Source organism: Rhodopseudomonas palustris (genome assembly GCF_003591005.1).
Taxonomy (GTDB): Bacteria; Pseudomonadota; Alphaproteobacteria; order Rhizobiales; family Xanthobacteraceae; genus Rhodopseudomonas; species Rhodopseudomonas palustris_K.
Genome location: NZ_QYYD01000021.1, coordinates 64,821 through 86,128, shown reverse-complemented (window position 1 = coordinate 86,128; position 21,308 = coordinate 64,821). Strand labels below are relative to the sequence as shown.

The 21,308-nt window shown below is 64.8% G+C and carries 21 protein-coding genes; 7 read left to right on the top strand and 14 right to left on the bottom strand.

What is annotated here, in order from left to right:
* Positions 1 to 304: 304 nt before the first annotated feature.
* Both D4Q52_RS19375 and D4Q52_RS19370 read right to left on the bottom strand, forming a co-directional pair.
* Complete coding sequence (locus tag D4Q52_RS19375; protein ID WP_119858249.1) at positions 305 to 1,189, bottom strand: NmrA family NAD(P)-binding protein; 885 nt, start codon at positions 1,187 to 1,189, stop codon at positions 305 to 307.
* Between the two features lie 265 nt (positions 1,190 to 1,454).
* Complete coding sequence (locus D4Q52_RS19370) at positions 1,455 to 1,826, bottom strand: response regulator transcription factor (RefSeq protein WP_182915367.1); 372 nt, start codon at positions 1,824 to 1,826, stop codon at positions 1,455 to 1,457.
* A 308-nt stretch (positions 1,827 to 2,134) separates the two neighbouring features.
* Here D4Q52_RS19370 and D4Q52_RS19365 point away from each other — a divergent pair, with 308 nt between their 5' ends.
* On the top strand, positions 2,135 to 2,779 hold the full coding sequence (locus D4Q52_RS19365; protein WP_234831256.1) for a response regulator transcription factor: 645 nt from the start codon (positions 2,135 to 2,137) through the stop codon (positions 2,777 to 2,779).
* 7 nt (positions 2,780 to 2,786) lie between these two features.
* Here the strand turns inward: D4Q52_RS19365 and D4Q52_RS19360 are convergent, their stop codons facing one another.
* Positions 2,787 to 4,841 carry a PAS domain-containing sensor histidine kinase gene (locus tag D4Q52_RS19360; RefSeq protein WP_119858213.1) on the bottom strand — a complete coding sequence of 685 codons (2,055 nt, stop codon included), beginning with the start codon at positions 4,839 to 4,841 and terminating at the stop codon, positions 2,787 to 2,789.
* A gap of 454 nt (positions 4,842 to 5,295) precedes the next feature.
* Positions 5,296 to 6,747 (bottom strand): MATE family efflux transporter, encoded by a 1,452-nt coding sequence (locus D4Q52_RS19355; protein ID WP_182915366.1) that lies wholly within the window; start codon positions 6,745 to 6,747, stop codon positions 5,296 to 5,298.
* 114 nt (positions 6,748 to 6,861) lie between these two features.
* On the opposite strand from D4Q52_RS19355, the gene D4Q52_RS19350 reads away from it, so the two are divergent.
* Positions 6,862 to 7,731, top strand: coding sequence for a LysR substrate-binding domain-containing protein (locus D4Q52_RS19350; protein WP_182915365.1), 870 nt, complete (start codon positions 6,862 to 6,864; stop codon positions 7,729 to 7,731).
* 84 nt (positions 7,732 to 7,815) lie between these two features.
* Here D4Q52_RS19350 and D4Q52_RS19345 read toward each other — a convergent pair whose 3' ends face one another.
* The 4 genes from D4Q52_RS19345 to D4Q52_RS19330 are packed head-to-tail and all read right to left on the bottom strand — an operon-like array spanning position 7,816 to position 10,908.
* The gene (locus D4Q52_RS19345; protein WP_119858210.1) at positions 7,816 to 8,604 is read right to left on the bottom strand and encodes a transcriptional initiation protein Tat; all 789 of its coding nucleotides are present in this window, start codon (positions 8,602 to 8,604) and stop codon (positions 7,816 to 7,818) included.
* Positions 8,601 to 9,161: a c-type cytochrome gene (locus D4Q52_RS19340; RefSeq protein ID WP_119858209.1), complete on the bottom strand. Its 561-nt coding sequence runs from the start codon at positions 9,159 to 9,161 to the stop codon at positions 8,601 to 8,603. The genes D4Q52_RS19345 and D4Q52_RS19340 overlap by 4 nt, the downstream gene beginning before the upstream one ends.
* Positions 9,148 to 10,401, bottom strand: a complete 1,254-nt coding sequence (soxC, locus tag D4Q52_RS19335) for a sulfite dehydrogenase (protein ID WP_119858208.1) — start codon at positions 10,399 to 10,401, stop codon at positions 9,148 to 9,150. Before soxC ends, D4Q52_RS19340 begins: the two co-directional genes overlap by 14 nt.
* Before the next feature lie 24 nt (positions 10,402 to 10,425).
* Positions 10,426 to 10,908, bottom strand: a complete 483-nt coding sequence (locus D4Q52_RS19330; protein ID WP_234831255.1) for a DUF302 domain-containing protein — start codon at positions 10,906 to 10,908, stop codon at positions 10,426 to 10,428.
* Positions 10,909 to 11,358: 450 nt separating this feature from the next.
* On the opposite strand from D4Q52_RS19330, the gene D4Q52_RS19325 reads away from it, so the two are divergent.
* Complete coding sequence (locus D4Q52_RS19325) at positions 11,359 to 12,078, top strand: hypothetical protein (RefSeq protein WP_119858206.1); 720 nt, start codon at positions 11,359 to 11,361, stop codon at positions 12,076 to 12,078.
* A gap of 190 nt (positions 12,079 to 12,268) precedes the next feature.
* Here the strand turns inward: D4Q52_RS19325 and D4Q52_RS19320 are convergent, their stop codons facing one another.
* The 3 genes from D4Q52_RS19320 to D4Q52_RS19310 form a co-directional block, all read right to left on the bottom strand.
* The gene (locus D4Q52_RS19320) at positions 12,269 to 13,978 is read right to left on the bottom strand and encodes an FAD-dependent oxidoreductase (protein WP_119858205.1); all 1,710 of its coding nucleotides are present in this window, start codon (positions 13,976 to 13,978) and stop codon (positions 12,269 to 12,271) included.
* An 83-nt stretch (positions 13,979 to 14,061) separates the two neighbouring features.
* Positions 14,062 to 14,787, bottom strand: coding sequence for an isochorismatase family cysteine hydrolase (locus tag D4Q52_RS19315; RefSeq protein ID WP_119858248.1), 726 nt, complete (start codon positions 14,785 to 14,787; stop codon positions 14,062 to 14,064).
* Positions 14,787 to 14,984: a hypothetical protein gene (locus tag D4Q52_RS19310; RefSeq protein ID WP_119858204.1), complete on the bottom strand. Its 198-nt coding sequence runs from the start codon at positions 14,982 to 14,984 to the stop codon at positions 14,787 to 14,789. The genes D4Q52_RS19315 and D4Q52_RS19310 overlap by 1 nt, the downstream gene beginning before the upstream one ends.
* Positions 14,985 to 15,238: 254 nt before the next feature.
* Between D4Q52_RS19310 and D4Q52_RS19305 the strand changes: the two genes are divergently transcribed.
* On the top strand, positions 15,239 to 15,598 hold the full coding sequence (locus tag D4Q52_RS19305) for a hypothetical protein (protein WP_234831254.1): 360 nt from the start codon (positions 15,239 to 15,241) through the stop codon (positions 15,596 to 15,598).
* Positions 15,599 to 15,784: 186 nt separating this feature from the next.
* On the opposite strand, the gene D4Q52_RS19300 is transcribed toward D4Q52_RS19305, so the two are convergent.
* The 3 genes from D4Q52_RS19300 to D4Q52_RS19285 all read right to left on the bottom strand — a co-directional run bounded on the left by D4Q52_RS19300 (position 15,785) and on the right by D4Q52_RS19285 (position 18,982).
* Positions 15,785 to 16,516 carry a sensor histidine kinase gene (locus tag D4Q52_RS19300; protein WP_119858203.1) on the bottom strand — a complete coding sequence of 244 codons (732 nt, stop codon included), beginning with the start codon at positions 16,514 to 16,516 and terminating at the stop codon, positions 15,785 to 15,787.
* Between the two features lie 618 nt (positions 16,517 to 17,134).
* On the bottom strand, positions 17,135 to 18,211 hold the full coding sequence (ribB, locus tag D4Q52_RS19290) for a 3,4-dihydroxy-2-butanone-4-phosphate synthase (RefSeq protein ID WP_119858202.1): 1,077 nt from the start codon (positions 18,209 to 18,211) through the stop codon (positions 17,135 to 17,137).
* Between the two features lie 147 nt (positions 18,212 to 18,358).
* Positions 18,359 to 18,982, bottom strand: a complete 624-nt coding sequence (locus D4Q52_RS19285; protein ID WP_119858201.1) for an Lrp/AsnC family transcriptional regulator — start codon at positions 18,980 to 18,982, stop codon at positions 18,359 to 18,361.
* A 380-nt stretch (positions 18,983 to 19,362) separates the two neighbouring features.
* Here D4Q52_RS19285 and D4Q52_RS19280 point away from each other — a divergent pair, with 380 nt between their 5' ends.
* From D4Q52_RS19280 to D4Q52_RS19270, 3 genes are all read left to right on the top strand, one after another.
* Positions 19,363 to 19,707, top strand: a complete 345-nt coding sequence (locus D4Q52_RS19280) for a VOC family protein (protein ID WP_234831253.1) — start codon at positions 19,363 to 19,365, stop codon at positions 19,705 to 19,707.
* Positions 19,708 to 19,796: 89 nt separating this feature from the next.
* Positions 19,797 to 20,321 carry a flavin reductase family protein gene (locus tag D4Q52_RS19275; RefSeq protein ID WP_119858199.1) on the top strand — a complete coding sequence of 175 codons (525 nt, stop codon included), beginning with the start codon at positions 19,797 to 19,799 and terminating at the stop codon, positions 20,319 to 20,321.
* Between the two features lie 114 nt (positions 20,322 to 20,435).
* A complete protein-coding gene (locus D4Q52_RS19270) occupies positions 20,436 to 21,305 on the top strand; it encodes a branched-chain amino acid ABC transporter permease (protein WP_119858198.1) in 870 nt (289 codons plus the stop codon).
* Positions 21,306 to 21,308 lie beyond the last annotated feature (3 nt).

The window sequence follows — 21,308 nt, the reverse complement described above, 5'->3', positions numbered from 1 at the left end:
GTAGCGGAGCTGTCGCGGTAAGCGCTTTCAGCTTCGGCGCCTGGCCGCCTGCGCGGCGCCACAGTTGACGGCACTCGCTCGTGATCCAGTCGGCGAGCTCGGCGTTCTACGCGGTGCTTCGTAGCGTATCGATGAGCACGGCGTCGCGCCCGTCCCAACAGCGAGGTTACGCTGTGGCGATCAGTCGGGATGCGCCTCGCCGGGCGGCACGCCTTGCGTGCCGCGTGATGAAGAGCTCCCGTTCAGTCCCGGAAGAGGCAGCGTTTCCGTCACCGTCGTGCTCTCGGTCTGGAGCGAAATTCCGTCAGGATGTCTGGAAGGCCGCGATGTTGTCACCCAGCCAATCTTCGGTCGATCGCGGCTCACGCCCCGTGACTTCGGCCACTGTGGTGGTCGTTTCGGCAAGCACCGATTGATTGAACAGCTGGTCCAGCCCGAGCAGGAGATCGGCGGCCAGCTCGTTGATGCCGGAAGCGATCAGAACGTCGCGATGTGCGGAGGCGGTGCGGTGCTGATAGACCACCTTACGCCCGAGCAAACGTGAGAGCTGTTCGGCGATCTGCGGCATGCTGACGGCTCGCGGCCCGGTGAGGTGGTAGGCCCGCTGCGACTCGATGTGGCGATCGTCGAGCAACGCGTGCCGCGCGACTTCGGCGATGTCACGCGTATCGATCAGGTTGACACGGCCGTCACCGGCAGCGCCGCCCCAACTATCTTCGGCGACGGCCTTCGCCGCGCGTGCCAGGATGTTCACGAAGGTGGAGGGGCGGAGAACGGTGTAGCCGATGTCACGCGTGGCGAGGTCCGCTTCGATCTTCATGTGCCAGTCGAACGGGTGCAGCCGGGTCGGCGGCCCCATCACCGACAGCTTCACGATGTGCGAGACCCCGGCGGCCACCGCCGCGTCGATCAGCGCGATCTCATTTGCCAACTGTCTGTCGGAGGTGCCGTGTGCCAGAAACAACCGATCCGCGCCGCGCAGCGCAGACGACAACGAGGAGACATCCGAGAAATCAACGGTGGCGATGGCCACGCCGTCCGGAATTCGGTCGGTGCGCACATCGCGAGTCAGCGCCACGAGGTCGACCGGATCTGCGGCCATCCGTGTTGTTAGCGCGGCTCCGACGCGACCGGTCGCACCTGCGACGACGATGCGCGGGTGTGAAGATGTACGAGGGCGACGGGACATCGAAGTCATCCGGCTGTTTTCCTGTTGCTGTTTTCCGGTTGATAGCGTCGTGCTGCGGAACGAATGATCAGACTATCAGCAGCGAACCGGCCGCGCGCCATCATGCCGAGGGCTGCAAGATCCCATCAGTCGGTAGGGGGAAGGCCGGCGACGAGGCTGCGCTGTGAGCCAGCAGAACATTGCAGCAGCGGCCGTGTCCAAACGGCGCCGATTGGCTGTGCCGTGCTGGCGAGAGACTTACGACCCGGGGAGGCACTCGATCGTGTCAGGATCGGCCGGCGAGGGCCGACTTGATCTGATCGATCAGGGCGTTCGGCTGCAGCGGTTTGGGTAGGACCGCGATCACGTTGGCGTTGCGCAGCCCGCGCAGCATTTCCTCGGTTGCGAAAGCGGAGATCAGAATTACGGGCGTTCGGTTTCCACGACGCGCCAGTTGTTCGGCCAGCGCGACGCCTGTCATCCCCGCCATCTGGATGTCGCTGATAATGCATTGGCTCTCGAGCAAAGCATCTGAAGCCAGGAAGGCCTCGCCGCTCTCGAACAGCCTGGCGGTGTACCCCACGCTCTCGACCAGATCCTGCAAGGACTGGCGGACATCGTCGTCGTCGTCGATGATAGATAACAATGGTCCAGGCAAAACGCGCGCCTCCTTACGGTCGCGGCAGTGCCGGACGCTCTCACAGATGCCGAAATTGTCCCGAGATCCGCGCTATCGGCCGTGCCTGACCATCCGGCCACACTGAACGAGCGCTGCCGGGCATGCAACGAGGTTGGCCGAACCTGAACGACTACCTAGGTATAGGCTCGGCAAAATACCGGCCCGTTGAGCGAGCCCCCCGACTTTGGTAGCGTTGGGTCGGGGTGCTCGGTACAGCGCGATTTCAACCGAACTCGTCGGCGCCCCCGAAACCCGGGAGGCAAGCCATGTTCGCGGCTCAACCGTCGGTGTCCAAGGTGCCGAATAGCAAGACGTTGGCCGCGCCTGTCAAAACTCCCGTCGTTCTGGTCGTCGACGACGACCCTGCGGTTCGGGACAGCCTCGGCGACCTGTTGGCGTCAGTCGGCATCGAAGCCATGCTGTTCGGATCGACCCAGGAATTGCTCGACGCCGGTCTGCCGGACAGGCCTGCCTGCCTGGTGCTCGATCTCCGACTGCCGGGCACCAGCGGGCTTGAACTGCAATCTCGCCTGAGTGAGATGGGCGTGCATGTTCCAATCATCTTCATCACCGGGCACGGCGACGTCCCGACTTCCGTACGCGCGATGAAGGCCGGCGCGGTCGATTTCCTGCCCAAGCCATTCCGGCAACAGGAATTGCTCGACGCGGTGATCAAGGCGCTGCGAGAGGACAAGGACCGACGCTCCAAGGACGAAGACCTGATCGAACTTCGCCGCTTGGCCGAACGCCTGACGGCACGCGAGAGGGACGTGTTGCGCGGCGTCGGCCGCGGCCTGCTCAACAAGCAGATCGCCCATGAGCTCGGCGTTTCTGAAATCACGGTGAAGATGCATCGCTCCAGCGCGCGCCGTAAGCTGAAGGCAACCTCAGCGGCCGACATCGTCAACAAGATTGCCGTGCTGCGCCTGTAGCGGCGCGTTAGCAGGCCGTGCTCGGTGGCGCTTTCGCGCGCGGGAGCCGGAACGACAGCCGGGCGCCGACGCCGTCGCTACGGTTCTCACCAGCCATGGTGCCACCCAGCGACTGCACGATAGATCGGCACACCGAGAGCCCAAGTCCCATGCCTTCACGCTTGGTGGTGAAGAAGCTTTCGAACAGTCTTTTCTGAACGTGTGGCTCCAGCCCGGGACCGTTGTCGATCACGTAGCATTCCGCGCAATGTTCGGTCGCGCCGACGCCGACGACCACGCGGCCGTTCCTTACCTCGCTGCTGACGATCGCCTGCATCGCGTTGATCACCAGATTGGCGATCACCTGTTCGAGCTCCGTTCTGTCCGCGACCACCAGGCAGGGGTCGACCGAGAGGCGCAAATCCAGCGACACCCGAAGTGCCCGTGCCTCGTGGTCGAGGAAACTCACCGCATTCTGGGCGACTTTTGACAGATCGAGCGTCTGCCGCTCGGGGATCGAGCTCTTCGCGGTGGTGCGGATGCGCTCGATGATGCGCGAGGCGCGCTCGGCCTGTCCGACCAGCCGCGTCAGCTGGGTGCGGACCTGATCGAGATTCGGCGGGCTGCGATCGAGCCAGCGCAGGCCGGCTTCGCCGCTGGCGCCAATTGCCGCAAGTGGCTGGTTAACCTCGTGGGCGATCGAGGCGGCGAGCTCGCCGAGCATCGAAATTCGCGCCGCGTGCGCGAAGTCCGCGCGCAGCGTCGCGAGGTCGCCTTCGGCCTTGAGCCGGTCCCGGATGTCGATCAGTCCGGCGAGAGAAAACCGGCTGCCGGCGTGCTCGATGAAACTCATCGATAGCAGCACGTCGAGTTCTTCTCCGGTCGGCGAGACGATCTGGGTTTCCTCTTCGAACGGCACTCCCCGGATCGAGGCGAGTGCCAACCGTCGCAACGTGTCGGGGCGAGACGACAGCAACGATCCGGCTGGTAGACCCCGGAGATCGTCAGGGGCTTCGAGGCCGAGAATCTTCGCGGCCCTGACATTGGCCTCTTCGACGAACGAGGAATTGGCGATGTGGTGCATCAGCTCGGGCCGTGCACTCAGCACCGCTTCCGGATCCTGTCGCTGCGCGCGGCTGAATGTCTTCAGGATCGCCGCAACCACGTCGGTGTTTATTCGGCACAGCGGAATCGGCATCAGGTGAAAGAGGGCGCGGTAGCGCTCGCGGCCTTCTTCGAGCGTGCGGTTCGCGACCGTCAACGCCGTCACATCGACGATGCCGATGATCACGCGACCGTCGCCGACGATCTTCGCGTCGAGGCACGCGGTGAAAATGCAGTGAATGCGGCAGCCCGACAGCGTCGTCATCGTGACTTCGCGGGTGAAGCGTGGCACCTGCTGCAGTCTGGCGATCATGCTGTCGACATAGACTTCGCGGCTCTCCGGCGGCCAGAACGGCTCGACAGAGTCGAACATGCCTTCGCGGTCGCCGCCGCCGAAAACTTCGACCGCGTGGTCGTTGGCATCGACCACTTTCGTGGCGCGCATAATCTGTTGAACGATCTCCGGTGAGGCCAGCAAATGGGCTCTGATCTCAGCGATGCTGCGATCACGGTGCTGCGCAATGAACGGCCTGATCGCGGTAATGTCGAGCTCCAAATAGGAGGTCGGCATCGCGTGAAACAGCGTCCGATAGCGATGTTCGCCCTCGCGTGACAGCGCCGCTCGTTCGCTGGAAACCGAACGGCTCGTCTCCACGATGTCCAGTAGCGCGCCGTCGGCGTTGCGGCGAGCGGTGAACTGGGCGTCGATCAGCAGCGTCACCCGATCCCGACCGACGCGAACAATCTGTTCGGTCCAGACGTCGTTGCTCCCCGGTGCAGGACGGGTCAGGGGCGGGGTGCTCCACAGCATGTCGTCCGCGACGCGCCCGACGGCTTCTTCGGACGACCATCCGTAAAGTCGCTCGGCCGCGCGATTCCACGCCAGGATGCGACCGGAAGGGTCGCGGACGACGACGCTTTCCCGCGTGAGATTGAACACATCCGGCGGATTGAAGCGGAGATCGGGCGATAAGGTCATGTTGGTCGCATTGCCATCCGGCGGTGCAGCTCCCGATGGATGTGATTTCGATCTGCCGATGCACCATGCGTGACCTGCAGCGCCGGCCGAACCGCCGGGCGAAGCAGTGGTCGAGACATAGCGATGATGACCAGCATATTAAAGATGGTCAGTATTGTTGCATCCCTTTGTCCGCTTGTTCCAAGTTCGCCTTTGAAGCGCACCCTATGCCGCGGCTCGGCGATCGGGGCCGTGCGGGCCGGCGAGCAAAGAACCGCAGCTGCATGCATTTTCCCTGCACCGCGTCCGCGGTCCCCACAGCCGGCTGACCAGCGACAGGCCCCGGACCGGATCAGTCGTTGCCGTTCGGTGATCCGGACTATCTGCTCGGTCGGGCTCATCGCAATCGGCACGTCCTTGGTGTCGAGGGCATCGGGGGCGCTCGTGACTTGTCCACTGCACGTGGGTGAGGGCGTCATTGCGACGAGCTTTTCAGCAGCGCGACAGTCGGCGAGGCCTCCCCGGGCCGTTCGAAGCCGACGCGCCGGATCAGACTCCACAGCGGGATCAGGCCAAACGCCATCATACCGGCCGACACGGCGAAGAAGTTCAACATCAGGCTGGCGTGCCACCGCAACAGTAGATAGCCGCCGGCGGCTGCAATCAGAGCACGGGTCAAGGCGCCGACCAGTGAGGCGCTCAGCCGGCGGGTCGCCTGGCCGACGCAATACAGCACGAAGCCGAGGCCGAAGAAGCCGAAGAACGGACCGACGTCGTGCAGATACTGCACGCCGGCGCTTATCGCGACGGGGTCGTCGTTGAACAAGGCGATCCATTGTGGCGCGAACAGCGCGCCGACGAGGCCGATCGCCGCGGTGACCGCCGCGCCGATGGCGGAGCCGGTCCAGGCGGCCTGCCGCGCGCGTTCGATCAGCCCGGCCCCAAGGCTCGCGCTGACCACCATTCCGACCGGACCGCCGATGCCGTAGGAGATCGGCACCAGCAGGAACTCAAGCCGCGACGCCGAGCCGTAGCCGGCCAGCGCGGCGATGCCGTGGGCGCCCACATAGGCCGTCACCAGTGTCAGCGTCACGTTGGTACTTGCCGCGATGATCGCCGAGACGCCGCCGATCTTCAGAACAGTGAGCGCCGGCGCGAGCGCCAGCCGTGGCGGCGTCCGGGACGGTCGCAGCACGCCCCGATGACCCCACAGATAGACCGCATAGGCAAGGCTGCCGCCGCCGTAGTACACCAGCAGCGCGACGCCGCCGCCGATCGGGCCGAGCGCCGGGACGCCGAAGCCACCGAAGATCAGCAGCGGCGACAGTGGCACCAGGACGGCCGCGCCCGAGCAGACCACGACGACCGGGACGCGCAGATTGCCGGTGCCGCGCACTGCAGCCAGCAGCAGGTTGAAGGTCCAGATCAGCGTCGCGCCGCCGAACACCACGCCGGAGTATTGCAGCGAGATCGCCAGCGCCGCGCCGTGACCGCCCATCGCGCGATAGATCGGCGGGCCGAACACGTACATAAAGGTCGTCGTCGCCAACCCGAGCGGCACAGCCAGCACGAGCGCATACCACGGGTAGGCGTTCGCTTCGGCGGCGTCGCCGCGTCCGAGCGCGCGGGCGACCGAGGTGACGATGCCGCCGCCGGTCGCGCCCTGCGAGATCGCCACGGTGAGGGCGAGCAGCGGAAACACCAGAGTGACTCCTGCCAGCGCATCGAGGCCGAGCCTGGCGACAAAGTAGACTTCGAGCAGGCCGATCAGCACCTGCACCAGCATTACGGTCGAATTCGGAATCGCGAGGCGCAGGATCGTCCAGCCGACCGGGTGCGTTAGCAGCAGGTCGACACGGGTGTGGCGCCGCGGGCCCGGCTCGGGCGCCTCGCGCCTCGCTTTGGACGGATGTGCAGGACCGTTCACGACCACGTACTCCCGATGCGCAGGCCTGGACCTGACCACGGGCACGAACGCTCGCCCAACCATATGAATTGACGGGCTCTGTTAGAAAAATTAACAATTATGGAAATGGGCCGTTTGCCGTCACTTGAAGCGATGCGGGTGTTCGAGGTCGCTGGGCGGCATGGCAGCTATTCCCGGGCCGCGGACGAGTTGAACATTACCCACGGCGCCGTAAGCCAGCGCATCCGACAGCTCGAGGAGCAGGTCGGCGTCACGCTGTTTCAACGCGCCGGTCACCGGATGGAGCTGACGCCGAGCGGCCGGCGAATGCACGGCCGGGTCACGCGATCGTTAGCGGAGCTGACGGCGGCCGTCACGGCGCTGTCGTCCTCCGGGCCTGATGTCGAGGTTACGGTCAGTATGCTGCCGGTGATGGCGGCGCGGTGGTTGCTGCCGCGGCTGCCGAAATTCAACGAGCGCTATCCGCAGATCCACATCAACGTCCGCTCCGACCGGCTGCTTGCGAACTTCAAATCCGATCGCGTCGATATCGCGGTCCGCCTCGGCAGCGGAGCATGGAAGGGGCTAAACGCGATCCGGCTGATGGATGAGGAGGTGTTTCCGGTGTGCAGCCCGCACTACAACGACGGCCGCTTCACCAGAGACCCGCGCGCTTTCGTCAACGAGCGGATGCTGATCGATCCGAACGTGCCGTGGTCGGCGTGGTTCAGGTCGTGCGGTGTGCAGATCGACCGCAGGATCGTCGGTAACTCCTTTCTGGATGCGAATCTGCTGATGGAAGCCGCCATCCATGGCCAGGGGCTGGCGTTGGCGCGGCAGTCGGTGGCGCGGGGGGATCTGCTCGGCGGCCGGCTGGTCCGCCTGTCGGAGCACAGCTATCGGCTGCCGATGTCGCACTTCCTGGTTTATCCGCCGTCGCTCGACAGCAACGCGCCGGTGATGGCGTTCCGCGACTGGCTGCTGGCCGAAGCGGCCGGTCCGTGAAGCGGAAGGGCTTCGTCCCGCCGATCGCGCTTCATCCCGATCGGCGGAGCTGAGTTGACAACCCGGCTGCGCGCCGGAAGCGGCTCAGCCGGCCTTGGCGTAGGTGAAGCCGACCCGCTGTAGCTCGATCAGAAACGCGACCACGCTCGGGACCAGCACTGCGCCGGGGATCAGATGGTTGGTCAAATCTGCGGCGACTTCGTCGGCGCTGCAGGCTTCGCCGCGGCCGAGATGGCAGAGGTTGCGGGCGATCGCGTGGATCGAATCGTGGCAGGCGACGAACACCATGCCGCGCTGCTGCAGCGTCGCGATCTTGCTGTTGTCCGGGCCGTAATAGCCGGTGATGTTCTGCAGATCGTCGGACGGCGAGGTGCCGGCCTTGGCGGCGACGTAAACGTTCCGGCTTGCCGCGCCGCCGCTCAGCGCCGCGAGGCCGTGCTTGTCCCAGGCGGACTGGTCGTACAGCGCCAGATGCGCGCTGCCATGCACCGCCGCGACCGCGAGGAAGCCCGGGTTGCCGTGCGCGAACACCTGGCCGTTGAGTGCCTCGCGCATCAGGTTCAGCCACGGCGCGCTGATCTCGGTGGCTTCCCACACCTGCAGCGCGCGGCTGCGATAGGCCAGCACCAGCTCGGCGGCTTCGTGATCCCATTGGTCCTTCCGGGTGACCATGAACGGGACGGTGTTGAAGTCACGCCGCCGCGGCGCCGCCGCCAGTTGCTTCTTCAGCATTTCGAGACCAGCGCTGCCGGGCTGATCGTGCGCGGACGAGGTCGCGGCGGACGCGGAGCCGGTGGCGCCGGCGAGCAGGGCGGCCTGTCCGAACAGACCGAGCGCCGCGCGCCGGTTGAAATGACCGCGATGGAACGTCATGGCTTTCTCCCTTGATGCTGTCGTGAGTTGGTGATGACGCGGAATTCCCTGTCGGGGACGAAGCCGTCGCGGTTCGGGATCTTCACCTGCGGCAGACTGCTGCGATCGAGCATGGCGTCTGCCGGCACGATGCCGTTCAGATGCAGGATGTAGGCGACGACCGCGTAGGTATCGTCGTCGCTCAGCGTCTGCGGCGCGGGGTAAGGCATGGCGCGACGGATGTAGTCGAACAGCGTGGTGGCGTAGGGCCAGAAGCTGCCGACGGTCTTGATCGGACGATCCGAGGCGAGCGTGCCGCGGCCGCCGACCAGGCGATCGGCAAAGCCGCCTTCACCGTTGGCGCCGTGACAGGCCGAGCAGTTGTCCTCGAACACTTGCCGGCCGTGCGCGACGTCGCCTTTGCCGGGGGGCAGGCCGCTGCCGTCGGGCGACACGTCGATGTTCCAGGCCGCGATCTCCTCCGGCGTTGCCGGACGGCCGAACTCACCGGCGCCGGCGATGGTGCTGCAGGCGAGCACGGCCGCGATGCCGAGCGCAACGCTGTTAGGCCAGGACATTGCGCACCTTCCCGGTTTCGTCGATCGCCCAGGTCTGCTGGGCATTGTAGTGAAACAGCGCGTTGGTGCCGGTCCTGGCGATGAGCGAGGCGCGGTCCGGCTGGACGTTGTGTTTCTCATCGGTGGAGCGGCTGACGATCCTGGTCGGTTTGCCGTCCCACACCCAGTCGGCCTCAAATCGCGTCTGCGCCTTCGGCAGCGCGACGCCGACAATCGTCGCGTCGCGCCACGTCCTGGCGCCGTCGGTGCTGAGTTCAACCCGCGTGATGCGGCCATGGCCGCTCCACGCCAGCCCGCAGATGCGGTGATAGCCGGGCTTGATCTGCATCATCCCGGACGGGCGGGTGATCACCGAGTTGACGTCCTGATGCAGCTGAAACTGCCGGGCCTTGCCGTCGGCCTGCAGTTGGGTGTAGCGCGCGGTCTCCCAGCGCGTCATGAACGGGCGGTCGCCGAACTTCAGCCGCCGCAGCCATTTGATGTTGAGGTTGCCTTCGAAGCCGGGAAGAAACAGCCGCAGCGGAAAGCCGTGGGCGGGGCGGAGCGGCTCGCCGTTCTGGCCATAGGCGAGAATACCCTCGGCGATGATCTCGTCGGTGAGCGGAATGCTGCGCGCCACTGCCGAGCCGTCGCCGCCTTCGGCCAGCATCCAGGTCGAGCGTCGATCGACGCCGACGAGATCGATCAGATAGGACAGCGGCACGCCGGTCCATTCGTTGGTGCTGATCAGCCCGTGGGTGTTCTGCACGGTGAGATCGGGCGGCGCTTCCTTCCAGTTCTCCCAGCCGTTGCCGGTGCATTCCAGAAACGCGATCCGCGACACCGACGGCATCGCCCGCAGATCGGCCATGGTGAAGACCAGTGGCTTTTTCACCTGGCCGTGCACCAGCAGGCGATGCTGTGCCGGATCGATGTCGGGCACGCCGGAATGGCTGCGCTCGTAGTGCAGATCCGCCGGCGTGATCTGGCCGACCAGTTTGTCGATCGGCGCCTTGGAGTTGATCGCTTCGCTGGGGTCGACCGGACGTTTGCCCGGCGTCGATTCCGGGATGCGGGCGATCTGAACGTATTTGGAGCGTTCGCTGCGCGCTGACAGCGGCGCGCCCGGGCCGCGCGGCGGCACGTCGAGCAGGCTGTCGGCCTTTGCGGCGGTCGCGGCGGCGCCGGCAAGGCCGACGGCGCCGCTCAGCAGGCCGCGGCGCGTGAGCGACCGCGGCCCGTCTTGCGAGACAGGCTTCATGGTGTGATCCGTGTCCGAGGAGGCTTAGTTGGAGGGCGCGCCGACGGCGGCGGCGATGGCCGGCTCTGCACCGCCGAGCTTGGCGGCGAGGCCTGCCGGCAGACCATGGCGACCTTCGAGCGCTGCGGCAGGCGTGTAGACTACCAGGACCTTGCTCCCGGCGTCTTCGCGCACCAGCAGCTTGAGCGGCAGTTCCAACGCAAAATCCGGTGCCGCCAGCATCAGTGGTGTGCCGCCCTTGGGATTGCCGTAGATCAACAGAGTGGTCGGCGGCATATCGAGTCCGACCGACTGCGCTGCCTGGCGCTGATCGATCGCAGCGAAAATGGTGAAGCCCTTGGCTTCGAGCGTCGTGCGCAGCTTCTCCACAGTGTCCGAGAACGGGAAGGCGCTGTGTATCGTCTTGACTTCCATTTTCGTCTCCGTCGCCCGAGCGCCACCGATCAGCACCGCCGAGCCCATCATTACGATCAAGCCCCATCGCAGGATTTTGCGTCGACCGATCATTCGCCATCTCCGTTCGCTGATCATGCGGCAGGGTCGACCAAATCGCGGCGTCGGCCGAGCCCGACCAAGGCGTTTCGGTGGCGTGCGATGGTCGCGTGCACCTACACCAAAGAAAATATTGCTTGGCCGGCCGGTTGCGAACGGACGTGCCGGTGCTGGACGTCGAGCCTGTCGGGGCGATGCGTCGCTTGGCGGAGCCATGCCGAAGTCGATGCGACCCACAACTCCGTATGATGCACAGGCGCAGAGAAAGCTGCCAAATCTTCGGAGGCGCCGCCGCTTTACGTCGTCACCCACCGGCCGGCGGAAGATGCAACTTGCCTCAGGGCGCGCCGATGACCGTGCGGTTCGTCGCGTTGCCCACCGCGACGCCGTCACCTGCGACGGCGTGATATCCGCACGCCATCGCCCCGGCACGCCGCCGCTGCCGGCCCATCGATAGGACACACCATGGATCCGCTTGCTACAAAGATCATCAACGCTCACGGCGACCTCGCCGAGTGGCGCAACTATCAAAGCCTGACCGCGAAGCTGGAGCAGGGCGGGGCGCTGTGGGGTCTCAAGGGCCATCCGGGCAAACTCAACGAAACATCCGTCACGGTCGGCCTGAAGGATGAATGGGCTTCGCATGCGCCGTTCGGTCCGGACGGCAAGGTCTCGCGCTTCAGCCCCGGCGAGGTGCGTCTCGAGAATCGTGGCGGGCGCGTGCTGGAGCAGCTTGCTGATCCACGCGCCTCGTTCGCCGGCCACACGCTGGAGACGCCGTGGTCGGAGCCGCAGCTCGCTTACTTCGCCGGCATCGCGATGTGGACCTATCTCAATTTGCCATTCCTGCTGGCGCGCGACGGTGTCAAGACCGAAGCGCTGTCCGACTGGCAGGAGAACGGCGAGACCTGGCAGCGGCTGAAAGTGACGTTCCCCGGCAGCATCGCCACCCACAGCACGGTGCAGACTCTGTATGCCGGCGCCGACGGCTTGCTGAAGCGGCACGACTACGACGTCGAGATCGCCGGCAACACGCCGGGCGCCCACTACATTTCCGGCTACACCGAGGTGCAGGGCGTCAAGATCCCGACCGCGCGCAAAATCTATCCTCGTGGGCCCGACGGCCACCCGGTGCCCGAGCCGCTGGTGGTCTCGATCGACCTGTCCGACATCAAGCTCGCCTGAAGCATCTCGCCAGTCGAGATACTCCCATAAAGGAAACGCTGATGTCGCGACCCATCAAGTCCGTTCAGACTAGCGCGGGCAAGCTCGCTTACTACATCGCTGGCGCCGGCGGCGCACGCCGCTACTGATAACCAACCGGTTCCGCGGTAGAGAAGCCGGGCTGGTGCGCCAGCCCGGTTTTGTCGCGCGCTCAGGCGAGGGCGCCGGCGGCGGCTTCGCCGAGAAAGCCGTGCAGCGCGGCGACGACCTGCGCGCCTTCTCCGATCGCACCGCCGACGCGCTTCACCGAGCCTGAGCGGACGTCGCCGACCGCGAACACGCCGGGCACCGAGGTCTCGAGCGTCTGCACCAGCCGGCCGGACTCCGCGGCGCCGGTGATCACGAAGCCGGCGCGGTCGAGCGCGACGCCGCAGCCCTGCAGCCAGCTCGTGGCCGGATCGGCACCGACGAACAGGAACAGGTGACGGATCGACTCCACGGTGTCGCGACCGCGCAGCCGGTCGCGGGTGCGGATCGACTGCAGCCCGTGTTCGGCGCTGCCGTCGAGCCCGATCACCTCGTGGTTGAATATCAGCTCGATGTTCGGCATTGCCTCGATCCGCTCGATCAGATAGCTCGACATGCTGGCCGCCAAACCGCCGCCCCGGATCACCATCTTGATGCTGCGCGCGAAGCCGGACAGGAACACGGCCGCCTGGCCGGCGGAATTGCCGCCGCCGACCAGCACAATGTCCTGATCCTTGCACAGTCGCGCTTCGATCGGCGAGGCCCAGTACCAGACGCCGCGTCCATCGAAGTCGGACAGCCGGTCGATCTGCGGGCGGCGATAGCGCGCGCCGCTGGCGACCACGACCGACTTGGCGCGAATCTGGTCGCCATCGTCGAGGCCGAGCGTGAACGCCCCGTCGGTCCGCGCACAGTCGTGCGAGGTGACGGTGACAGGAATCAGAATGTCGGCGCCGAATTTCAGCGCCTGATTGTAGGCGCGCGCGGTGAGCGCCATGCCGGAAATGCCGGTGGGAAAGCCGAGATAATTTTCAATGCGGGCGCTGGCTCCGGCTTGGCCGCCGAACGCGCGGGAGTCGCAGACGGCGACGGCGAGCCCTTCGGAGGCGGCGTAGACCGCGGTGGCAAGTCCTGCAGGTCCGCTGCCGACGATGGCAACGTCGTAGAGCTTACCGCGTGCATTGCTGACCATCATGCCCAGCGCGCGGGCCAGTTCGGTGAGTGACGGGTTCTTCAGCACAGTGCCGTCAGGAACGACGACCAGCGGCAGGTCGGCTTCGGACGGTGCGTAGCGCGCCACCAGATCTGCCGCATCCTTGTCGGTTGCGGGATCGAGCAGGTGATGCGGATGACCGTTGCGGGTGAGAAATCCGCGCAGTCGGATGACGTCGCGGGCGTTGTCGCGGCCGATCAGCGCCGGTCCGCCAGCGGCGCCCTGGATCAGGCTCACGCGGCGCAGGATCAGGGCCCGCATGATGCGCTCGCCGAGATCGGCTTCCGCGATCAGCAATGCGCGCAGCCGCTCCGGTCCGATCACGATGGCTTCGACGTCGCCGTCGGCATGACCGTCGATCAGCGCCGCGCGGCCGGACAGTTGTCCGACCTCGGCGACGAACTGGCCGGGGCCCTGATCGGTCACGGACGTGACGTTGCCGAAGCCGTCGCGCTTGGAGATGGCGACGTGGCCCGCCAGCACGACGAACATGCCCGCTCCCGGCTTACCGGTCTCGATCAGGACGTCGCCGTCCTCGTAGCGACGCAGCTCGCCGAAGCGCCGCACCCGCGCGATCTCCGCGGCCGTCAGGACCGGAAAGGTCTGGTCGTGCCGCGGCAGGATCACGCTGCGCTTGGCGGGCAGTGCGGCAGGATGTGGCTGTGCGGGCACGTCGTTCATCGGTAATCTCTCTCAACAGAAGTACGTCGGCGGCGCAGGGGCGCCGCCGACGCGGTCGGCCCGGCTTGCCCGAGGGGAGAGGCTCAGCCCGCGCCGAGAAACGAGACGGTCTGGTCGGTCGTCCACAGCCCGTTGGCCATGTAGCGGAAGTTGATGATCGCCGCCGCGTAGCCGTCACCCTCGGGAAGCTTCGGCGCCGCGACCGCGTCGCGCACCACCGCCACCTCGAAGCCGTTCTCGAGCAGATCGCGCAGATGCGATTCCACGCACATGTTCGCCAGCATTCCGGCGAGTATCACCTGGTCGACGCGCTGCTTGCGAAGCTGCAGCGTCAAATCGTTGACCTGCGGTCCGTACAGCTTGTGCGGCGAGCAGATCACCGTTTTGCCGTCCTCGATATAGGGCTTGAACTCCGGCATGAAGTCGGCGCCGGAGTCGCGAAAGCCGTCCAGCGTGTAGGGACCGGCGCGGTTGAAGATTCCGGCATTGGCCTGAAAGACTTCGAGCGGGCCGTGTACCTTCCAGCGGTGATCCCAGCCGTAGTAGTGATGCGGCGACACCGCCACCATGATGCCGGCCTGCTTGGCAGCCGCTAACAGCCGGACCAGATTGGGCACGACATTGTGCTCGGTGACGCTTTCGCCCACCACAGCCCAGGCGCCGCCTTTCGGGCTCAGCGCATCGATCTGGGGATCGATCACCACCAGCGCGGCGCGGGAGACGTCGAGCCGCATGTCCGCCTTCGGCAACATCGGACTGCGGGGATCCGCATAGAGATCCGACGCTGAGTGGTTATGGTCAGCCGACATCATGTCTTCCTTTTCGGTGAGGGCCGCGGGCGCGCAGGTTTCGGTCGAACGCCGTGCGCTTCTGGGACGTCCACGGCAATCGGATCGCTGGCGGGGAACGTCTCGCGCAGCGCCTCGTCCAGCAATTCGTCGGCATGCGCGTTGCGTTGCCGCGCTGTGTCGCTGCGCCTTGCCTTATCTTCCTTGTCCGACCGCATGCCCCCTCCGTCGTCGTGATGAGAGTAATGGAAGCCGAGGCGGAGCTGCGGCCGCGCCGATGGGGGCGGCGCGGCCGATGACCGGCGGTCGGAATGCGACTTGACCGCGGTGCGCTCCGAAGTTGCCCGGGCCGAGTGGCGTTGTCTTCATGACCTTTGGTGTGGGCGGGACATGCTCTCGTCTTGTGCCACCAACCTCGCGTCGACTTCCGCGGGCCCGCGCCAAGCCGCATTGTCCCGATCCGTGAACGCGCATGCAGAAGCGATTGAGGAGCAGGGTGATGACGAAGGCAATGGCTCCGACGAGGACCCGGCTGATCCGGAACTTGGTGGTAAGCCTGCGCGCGACGAGCGCCGGGGGCTACGTGCTGATCGTGAGTCTTGGCGTGCTGCTGGTGGCTGCGGTGGTCATCGCGTGGATCGGCTGGGCTTCGGCGCCGGGGACCGAAGTTCCGGCCGCCGGCTATTTCGCCCTCGCGATCGGTGTCGGCTTTTCGCTGATGGTCGGCTTCGGGCTGATGGCGCTGGTGTTCGCCAGCAGCCGCCTCGGCTACGACGAGCCCGCCGAGCTGATCACACCCAATCACGTCGAGAACGAGCGCGATTGCGCCTGATACCCTCTATCCGGGGCGGCGCACGCGTTGGCGTGACTCCGTGTGCACTCGGTTGGCGTAGCGATGGCGGCGGCGCTGGCTATCCCTTCGCGAAAGTCCGGAACGTCGCTGTCGTCCTCTCCGCGGCAGATATTGCCTGGCCGCGCAAGGCGGTCACCGGCCAGCGCGGCCACCGCCGCGTCGGTGTCAATCCAGATAGCGCGGGAGCACGACGCTGAATGTCGAGCCTTCGCCTTCGACGGATCTCACCGTGATCGGATGGCGCAGCAGGTGCGCGGTCTCGCGCACGATGTAAAGACCGAGACCGAGACCGGCGGTCTCGCCGACCTTGTCGCCGCGTTGGAAAGCATCGAAGATCCTGCAGAGGTCGGCGTCGGAAATGCCCCGACCGTTGTCGATGATCTCGATGGTGACGCTCGGCCCGTCGAGATGGCAGCGCACCGAGACGCAGCCGCCGCGCCGCGAGAATTTCACCGCGTTGCCGATCAGGTTGCGCAGAATGGATTGCAGCATGGTGCTATTCGAGCGCACCGCCGTCACCGGCTTGTCGATGATGAGCTGGACGCCCGTCGCGTGGGCGTATTCGGTCCAATCGCGATCGACCTTGTCGAGCACCTGCTCCAGATCGACAGCCTGATCAAGTGACGCAGCATTGGCGTTGTAGGGGGACGAACAGGCCAATTCGCTCAGTTCGAGGTCGAGCCGGCCCAGCGCCTTCATCGCGACCGAGAGACGATGCGCCGCTGGAGTGGCGAGATCGTCCTGTAAGGCGCGCTCGATGAACAACATCGCGATCTGCAGCGGCTGCTTCAGATCGTGGCCGAGCACAGCGATCAGCCGTGCGATCTCGCGACTCGCTGGATCGATAATGTCGGACGCGTCGGACGCCGGTCGGCCGCAGGCTTGTGAAGACGGCATAACAGTAACCCTCTGTCGATATTCCCTTGCCCGACAGTGTTGCAGCGAACGCCGGCCTCCGTAACTATACTGATGTGTGTAGCTGATAACGTCCACACGGCGGCCTTGCTGCCGTTTGGCAAGGCAGGTTTTCAAAAGAAACGACGCCAAGTAAGCGCGTCAAGCAACGGCTGAAATCGCAACGGCGCCGCCTGCCGGAGCAGGACGGCGCCGAGCTATTCGTCACAAGTCTCAGCCATTGATGAAGGCGAGCGATCGGCGTTCAGCACCTCGGCGTGCGTCGTCAGCATGCCGTGATCGGCATGATCTGACTGTCATCGCCATGCAATACCAGCGTCGCACGCGGATCGCCTTAAGGTCATCGGTGAAGCCGGTCTCCCGAGAATGCCTTAATACAGTGGTAGTGGGCCTTCGCGGCGCCGCTCAATGCCCTGGCCCCACCAGTTCCGGATCGTGCCCGGATAGGCCTTCGCGTTCGGCCGACGAAGCCGTAGAACGGGCCGATGATAGTTGAGCAGATACATCGATGATTTTGTCGTTGACTGCAATGATGCGGTCGGATCGCCAACGGTTTGACGTAGCCCAAGTCGATGGCGTGCTTGCAAAGCCAGACGACGATCAGAGCGCCTCGTTGCGGACGATCTCGATGCCGAAGCCGGAAAGTCCCTTGAAGTGATGCGTCGAGGACGTGAGGTGACGGATCGAGGTGATCTTCAGATCCCGTAGGATCTGGGCACCGACGCCGATCTCCCGCCACTCCCGGTTTCGATCGTCCTCACGGGAAGTGGCCGGCCCAAGCGGCGCCGGCGGAACGCCCGCCGCGCCGTCGCGCAGGTAGACGAGCACGCCGCTGCCGTTGTCCTTAAAGCGCTGCAGAATGACACTCATCCTTGCTTGTTCCTGACCCGAGAACAAATCACGCAGGATGTTCGGTTTGTAGAATCGCGTGAGCACGTTGGTGCCGTCACCGAGTTCTCCATAGATGTAGGCGACGTGATGGATCGGATCGAAAGGCGAGCGATACGAATAGCCTTGGAGCGGGCCGATCGGGCTCTCCGCCGTGACGCTCGCGACGCGTTCGATCAGAGTTTCGCGGGCCTGTCGGAATCGGATCAGGTCGGCGATGGTGACCTGTTTCAGCTTGTGCTTGTCCGCGAACGCCGCGACCTGCGATCCCTTCATCACCGAGCCATCGTCGTTCATCAGTTCGCTGATCACGCCAACCGGCTCGAGATTGGCCAGCTTGCACAGGTCGACTGCGGCCTCGGTATGGCCCGAGCGCATGAGGACGCCTCCCTCCTTGGCGATCAGAGGAAAGACGTGCCCCGGCCGGCAGAAATCGCTGGCGCCGGCGTTGGGGTTGGCGAGGGCGCGGCAGCACGAGGCCCGCTCTTCGGCCGAGATGCCCGTTCCGTTGTCCGGCCGGTAGTCCACCGACACGGTGAATGCAGTCGTATGCGCGGAGTCGTTGTTGAGAACCATCGGGTCAAGCCGCAGGCGTCTTGCGTCCTCCAGCGTGATCGGGGCGCAGACGATGCCGGACGTATGGCGGATGATGAAGGCCATCTTCTCGGCCGTACACAGCGAGGCGGCGACCACGAGATCGCCTTCGCCCTCGCGATCGTCATCGTCGGTGACCACGAGGATTTCGCCCTCTGAAAACGCCCGCAGCGCGGCTTTGATGGATGCAGTCATCTCAATTCATGTTTCTGAAGTTTATGCCCGCTTGCGAAAGAGGCGTCCGGATCATGAAGGCCGGAATCCTCTTCGGGCGCTCTGCTAATGTCGTCGTCGCGAGTGTTGACTGCCGGCCCGAACTTGGGACGGATTGCATCGGTCATCTCATAGTCTTTCTACGCTGTAGCTGTGACAATGCGTGTCGAGCCCGATTGGCGCATCGGGCAGCGAAGCGCTGGCTCCGTCGTATCGCGGTCTCGGGGAGCGCTCCAATGGACGCGAGGGATTGGCGCAAGCCTTCACGGTGATCGGCCGATTGCTGTCGATCGGCAGCACTGTCTTGTGAGAGATGCGTTTGAGAGCCAGATTTGACCGAATGCTGCTGACGCCGGGAATGCGAGACAGCTTGTTGACGATGAGGTCCTCGAGATCCTCGATGTCGGCCGCCATGACGCGGAGCATGTAGTCGCTCTCGCCCGTCATCAGATAGCATTCCATCACCTGGGCCAGGCGGTCGATCGATCGGGTGAAGCTCTCCAGCGACGTCTGCACCTGCTTTTCCAGCTTGATCTGAATGAAGGCCGTGACGCCGATGCCGAGCACGGCGGGATCGAGCAGCGCGATCCGTCGGTCGATCACGCCGAGCTTTTCCAGCGTTCTCACGCGCGCCAGACACGGCGATGGCGAGAGATTGACGCGTGATGCCAGCTCGACGTTCGTCAAACTCGCATTCTGCTGAAGCTCGTTCAGGATCTTGATATCAATTCTGTCGAGAGAGGTCGTGGACATCGCGTGTCTCCCAAATCCGGCAGTCTTCTTGCGGCGTGTACCACCCGTGTTTGCGGGGTGATGCACTTGCGAGGTAAAAGCTAACCGCAATCGCGCTTGTGGGATTTCGACAAAACGCCGACTTGTATCGAAAAACCGTCAAACTTCGAATTGTGCATTGCGATCAAGATGTTAATTGCCTATTTTCGATACATTTTTTGCACATGCGATATGCAGGTTGACCTCGCTGGACCCAATCAGGCGCTCCGACGGGTCGTGGCAGCATAAAATGCTGATGAAGCTTCTGCGACGCGCGTTGTTCAAGCAGTAATGCTGAGAGTCTCGAGAGACTATCCATCCCACGATCGCACTTGGGCGGCGGTCGGTTTGGATTGTCGAGCGTGAAGCTGAAGCAAGTCTACCTGACCGCGAACGATCCGGAGCGCTTGGCCACGTTCTACGAAGGCCTGGGTTTGAAGGTGCGCTTCGCCGATCCCGGCAAGTGGATCCAGTTCGTCAGCGATGCCGCAGCCTTCTGCGTCGCCGGCCCGACGGAGTCGGTATCGAGCCAACTGCAAGATGCCGTCGTCGTGTTCGATGTCGATGATCTCGAGGCTGCGGTCGAGCGAGCCGCAGCCATGGGTGCAGAAGTCGGTGCGGTTCGGGACATGGCCAGTCACGGCCGCGCGGTGACACTGCGCGATCCGGGCGGCAACGTCATCCAGTTCTACCAGGTAGCCAAATAGTTCAGACGTTCACCAGGGCAGCGGCGCATGCGGCCCGGACTGCCAGACACACAGGACGCATCTCCGCCATGAATTCACGAGTCGTGCCCATGTCGTCCGCAACACCGCCGCCGTCCGAGGCGATTCCGTTCGATGCTGCAGAATTCCGGGCCGCGATGCGCCACGTGCCGGGCACGGTGTCGATCGTCACGACAGGCCAGGCGCCGTATCGCCACGGTCTGACGCTGACGGCAGGCTGCTCGCTGTCGGCGGCTCCGCCGAGCGTGCTGGTGTGCGTCAATCGCTCCGCCGGCGCGCACGACACCATCCTCAGCAGCGGGGCGTTTTGCTGGAACATTCTGGGCGTCGAGCACCTCGATCTGGCGCTCAAGTTCTCCGGGCAGGACGGCAGCAAGGGCGATATCCGCTTCGCAGACGGTTTGTGGTGCGATCTCAAGACCGGGGCGCCAAGTCTGATCGGCGCGGTCTGCAGTTTCGATTGCCGCGTCGTGAATGCTTACAGCGAGAGTAGTCACACCATCTTCACCGGAGAGGTGGTGGCTCAGACGACGAGAACCGGCTGTGAGCCCCTCGTCTACGTGGGCGGATCTTTCGCCGCGCTAACAGCGCTCTGAGACATGGGACGACGTACCACGCCTTTGCGTTTTCGACACAGCCAGGATGGAGCCGATTAGCATGCAAGGACGACTCAGACTTTCCATCGCGCATCCGTCAGCGGTCGGTCGCTGATGCTGTCGCTCTGGCTCAATGTTCTCGCCGGCGGGGTGCTGATCGGGCTGGTCTATGGCCTCGTCGCGCTTGGCCTCACCATCATCTTCGGCGTCATGCGGGTCGTCAATTTCGCTCACGGCGAGATGGTCGTGTTCGGCATCTACATCGGCTATTGGACCGTTCGCGTCTGGGACGTTCCGATCGTGGTCGCCGCCGCGATCGCCGCGGTCGTGATGTTCGTGTTCGGCTATCTGCTGGAGACGCTGGTCGTGAAGCGGTTCGTCAATCGGCCGCATCACTATCAATTCATCGTCTTTATCGGCCTCTCGCTGCTGTTTAGCGGCGTATTGCTGATGTCGTTCGGTCCGGATCCGCGGCCGACGGCGTCGCAGCTGTCGTTCCAGACCGTCAGCATCGGGCCGCTCACGCTGGACTGGGCCCGCATCCAGGCGGCCGCGACGGCCGGACTGCTGATCGCCGCCCTGGGAGCCTATCTGAAGTACTCCGCGTTCGGCCGGTCGCTGCGCGCCGCCGCGAATAATCGGCTGGGCGGACTGGTCGTCGGGCTGAACATCCCGCGGGTCTATGCGGTGACCTTCGGCATCGGAACCGCCTGTGCCGGCGTCGCCGGTGCGTTGATCTCTCCGCTGTTCGATGCGCAGCCCTATCTCGCCGTCGACTTCACGCTGCTGGCCTTCGTCACGGTGATCGTCGGCGGTCTCGGCAGCTTCGGCGGCGCTCTGCTCGGCGGCCTGACGATCGGGGTTGCCGAGGCGATCGCGGCCTTGATGTTCACGCCGTCGATGAAAACAGCACTCCCTTACGCGCTCCTGATCATCATCCTGATTTTCCGTCCGAGGGGGTTTTTCGGTGCAAAGGACATCTGATCG

What these genes read in the sequence shown, in the direction of transcription:
- D4Q52_RS19375 (WP_119858249.1), bottom strand. Translation starts at nt 1,189, where the DNA reads ATGTCCCGTCGCCCTCGTACATCTTCACACCCGCGCATCGTCGTCGCA.
- D4Q52_RS19360 (WP_119858213.1), bottom strand. Translation starts at nt 4,841, where the DNA reads ATGACCTTATCGCCCGATCTCCGCTTCAATCCGCCGGATGTGTTCAAT.
- D4Q52_RS19345 (WP_119858210.1), bottom strand. Translation starts at nt 8,604, where the DNA reads ATGACGTTCCATCGCGGTCATTTCAACCGGCGCGCGGCGCTCGGTCTG.
- D4Q52_RS19340 (WP_119858209.1), bottom strand. Translation starts at nt 9,161, where the DNA reads ATGTCCTGGCCTAACAGCGTTGCGCTCGGCATCGCGGCCGTGCTCGCC.
- soxC (WP_119858208.1), bottom strand. Translation starts at nt 10,401, where the DNA reads ATGAAGCCTGTCTCGCAAGACGGGCCGCGGTCGCTCACGCGCCGCGGC.
- D4Q52_RS19330 (WP_234831255.1), bottom strand. Translation starts at nt 10,908, where the DNA reads ATGATCGGTCGACGCAAAATCCTGCGATGGGGCTTGATCGTAATGATG.
- D4Q52_RS19325 (WP_119858206.1), top strand. Translation starts at nt 11,359, where the DNA reads ATGGATCCGCTTGCTACAAAGATCATCAACGCTCACGGCGACCTCGCC.
- D4Q52_RS19320 (WP_119858205.1), bottom strand. Translation starts at nt 13,978, where the DNA reads ATGAACGACGTGCCCGCACAGCCACATCCTGCCGCACTGCCCGCCAAG.
- D4Q52_RS19315 (WP_119858248.1), bottom strand. Translation starts at nt 14,787, where the DNA reads ATGTCGGCTGACCATAACCACTCAGCGTCGGATCTCTATGCGGATCCC.
- D4Q52_RS19310 (WP_119858204.1), bottom strand. Translation starts at nt 14,984, where the DNA reads ATGCGGTCGGACAAGGAAGATAAGGCAAGGCGCAGCGACACAGCGCGG.
- D4Q52_RS19305 (WP_234831254.1), top strand. Translation starts at nt 15,239, where the DNA reads ATGCAGAAGCGATTGAGGAGCAGGGTGATGACGAAGGCAATGGCTCCG.
- D4Q52_RS19300 (WP_119858203.1), bottom strand. Translation starts at nt 16,516, where the DNA reads ATGCCGTCTTCACAAGCCTGCGGCCGACCGGCGTCCGACGCGTCCGAC.
- ribB (WP_119858202.1), bottom strand. Translation starts at nt 18,211, where the DNA reads ATGACTGCATCCATCAAAGCCGCGCTGCGGGCGTTTTCAGAGGGCGAA.
- D4Q52_RS19285 (WP_119858201.1), bottom strand. Translation starts at nt 18,982, where the DNA reads ATGTCCACGACCTCTCTCGACAGAATTGATATCAAGATCCTGAACGAG.
- D4Q52_RS19275 (WP_119858199.1), top strand. Translation starts at nt 19,797, where the DNA reads ATGTCGTCCGCAACACCGCCGCCGTCCGAGGCGATTCCGTTCGATGCT.
- D4Q52_RS19270 (WP_119858198.1), top strand. Translation starts at nt 20,436, where the DNA reads ATGCTGTCGCTCTGGCTCAATGTTCTCGCCGGCGGGGTGCTGATCGGG.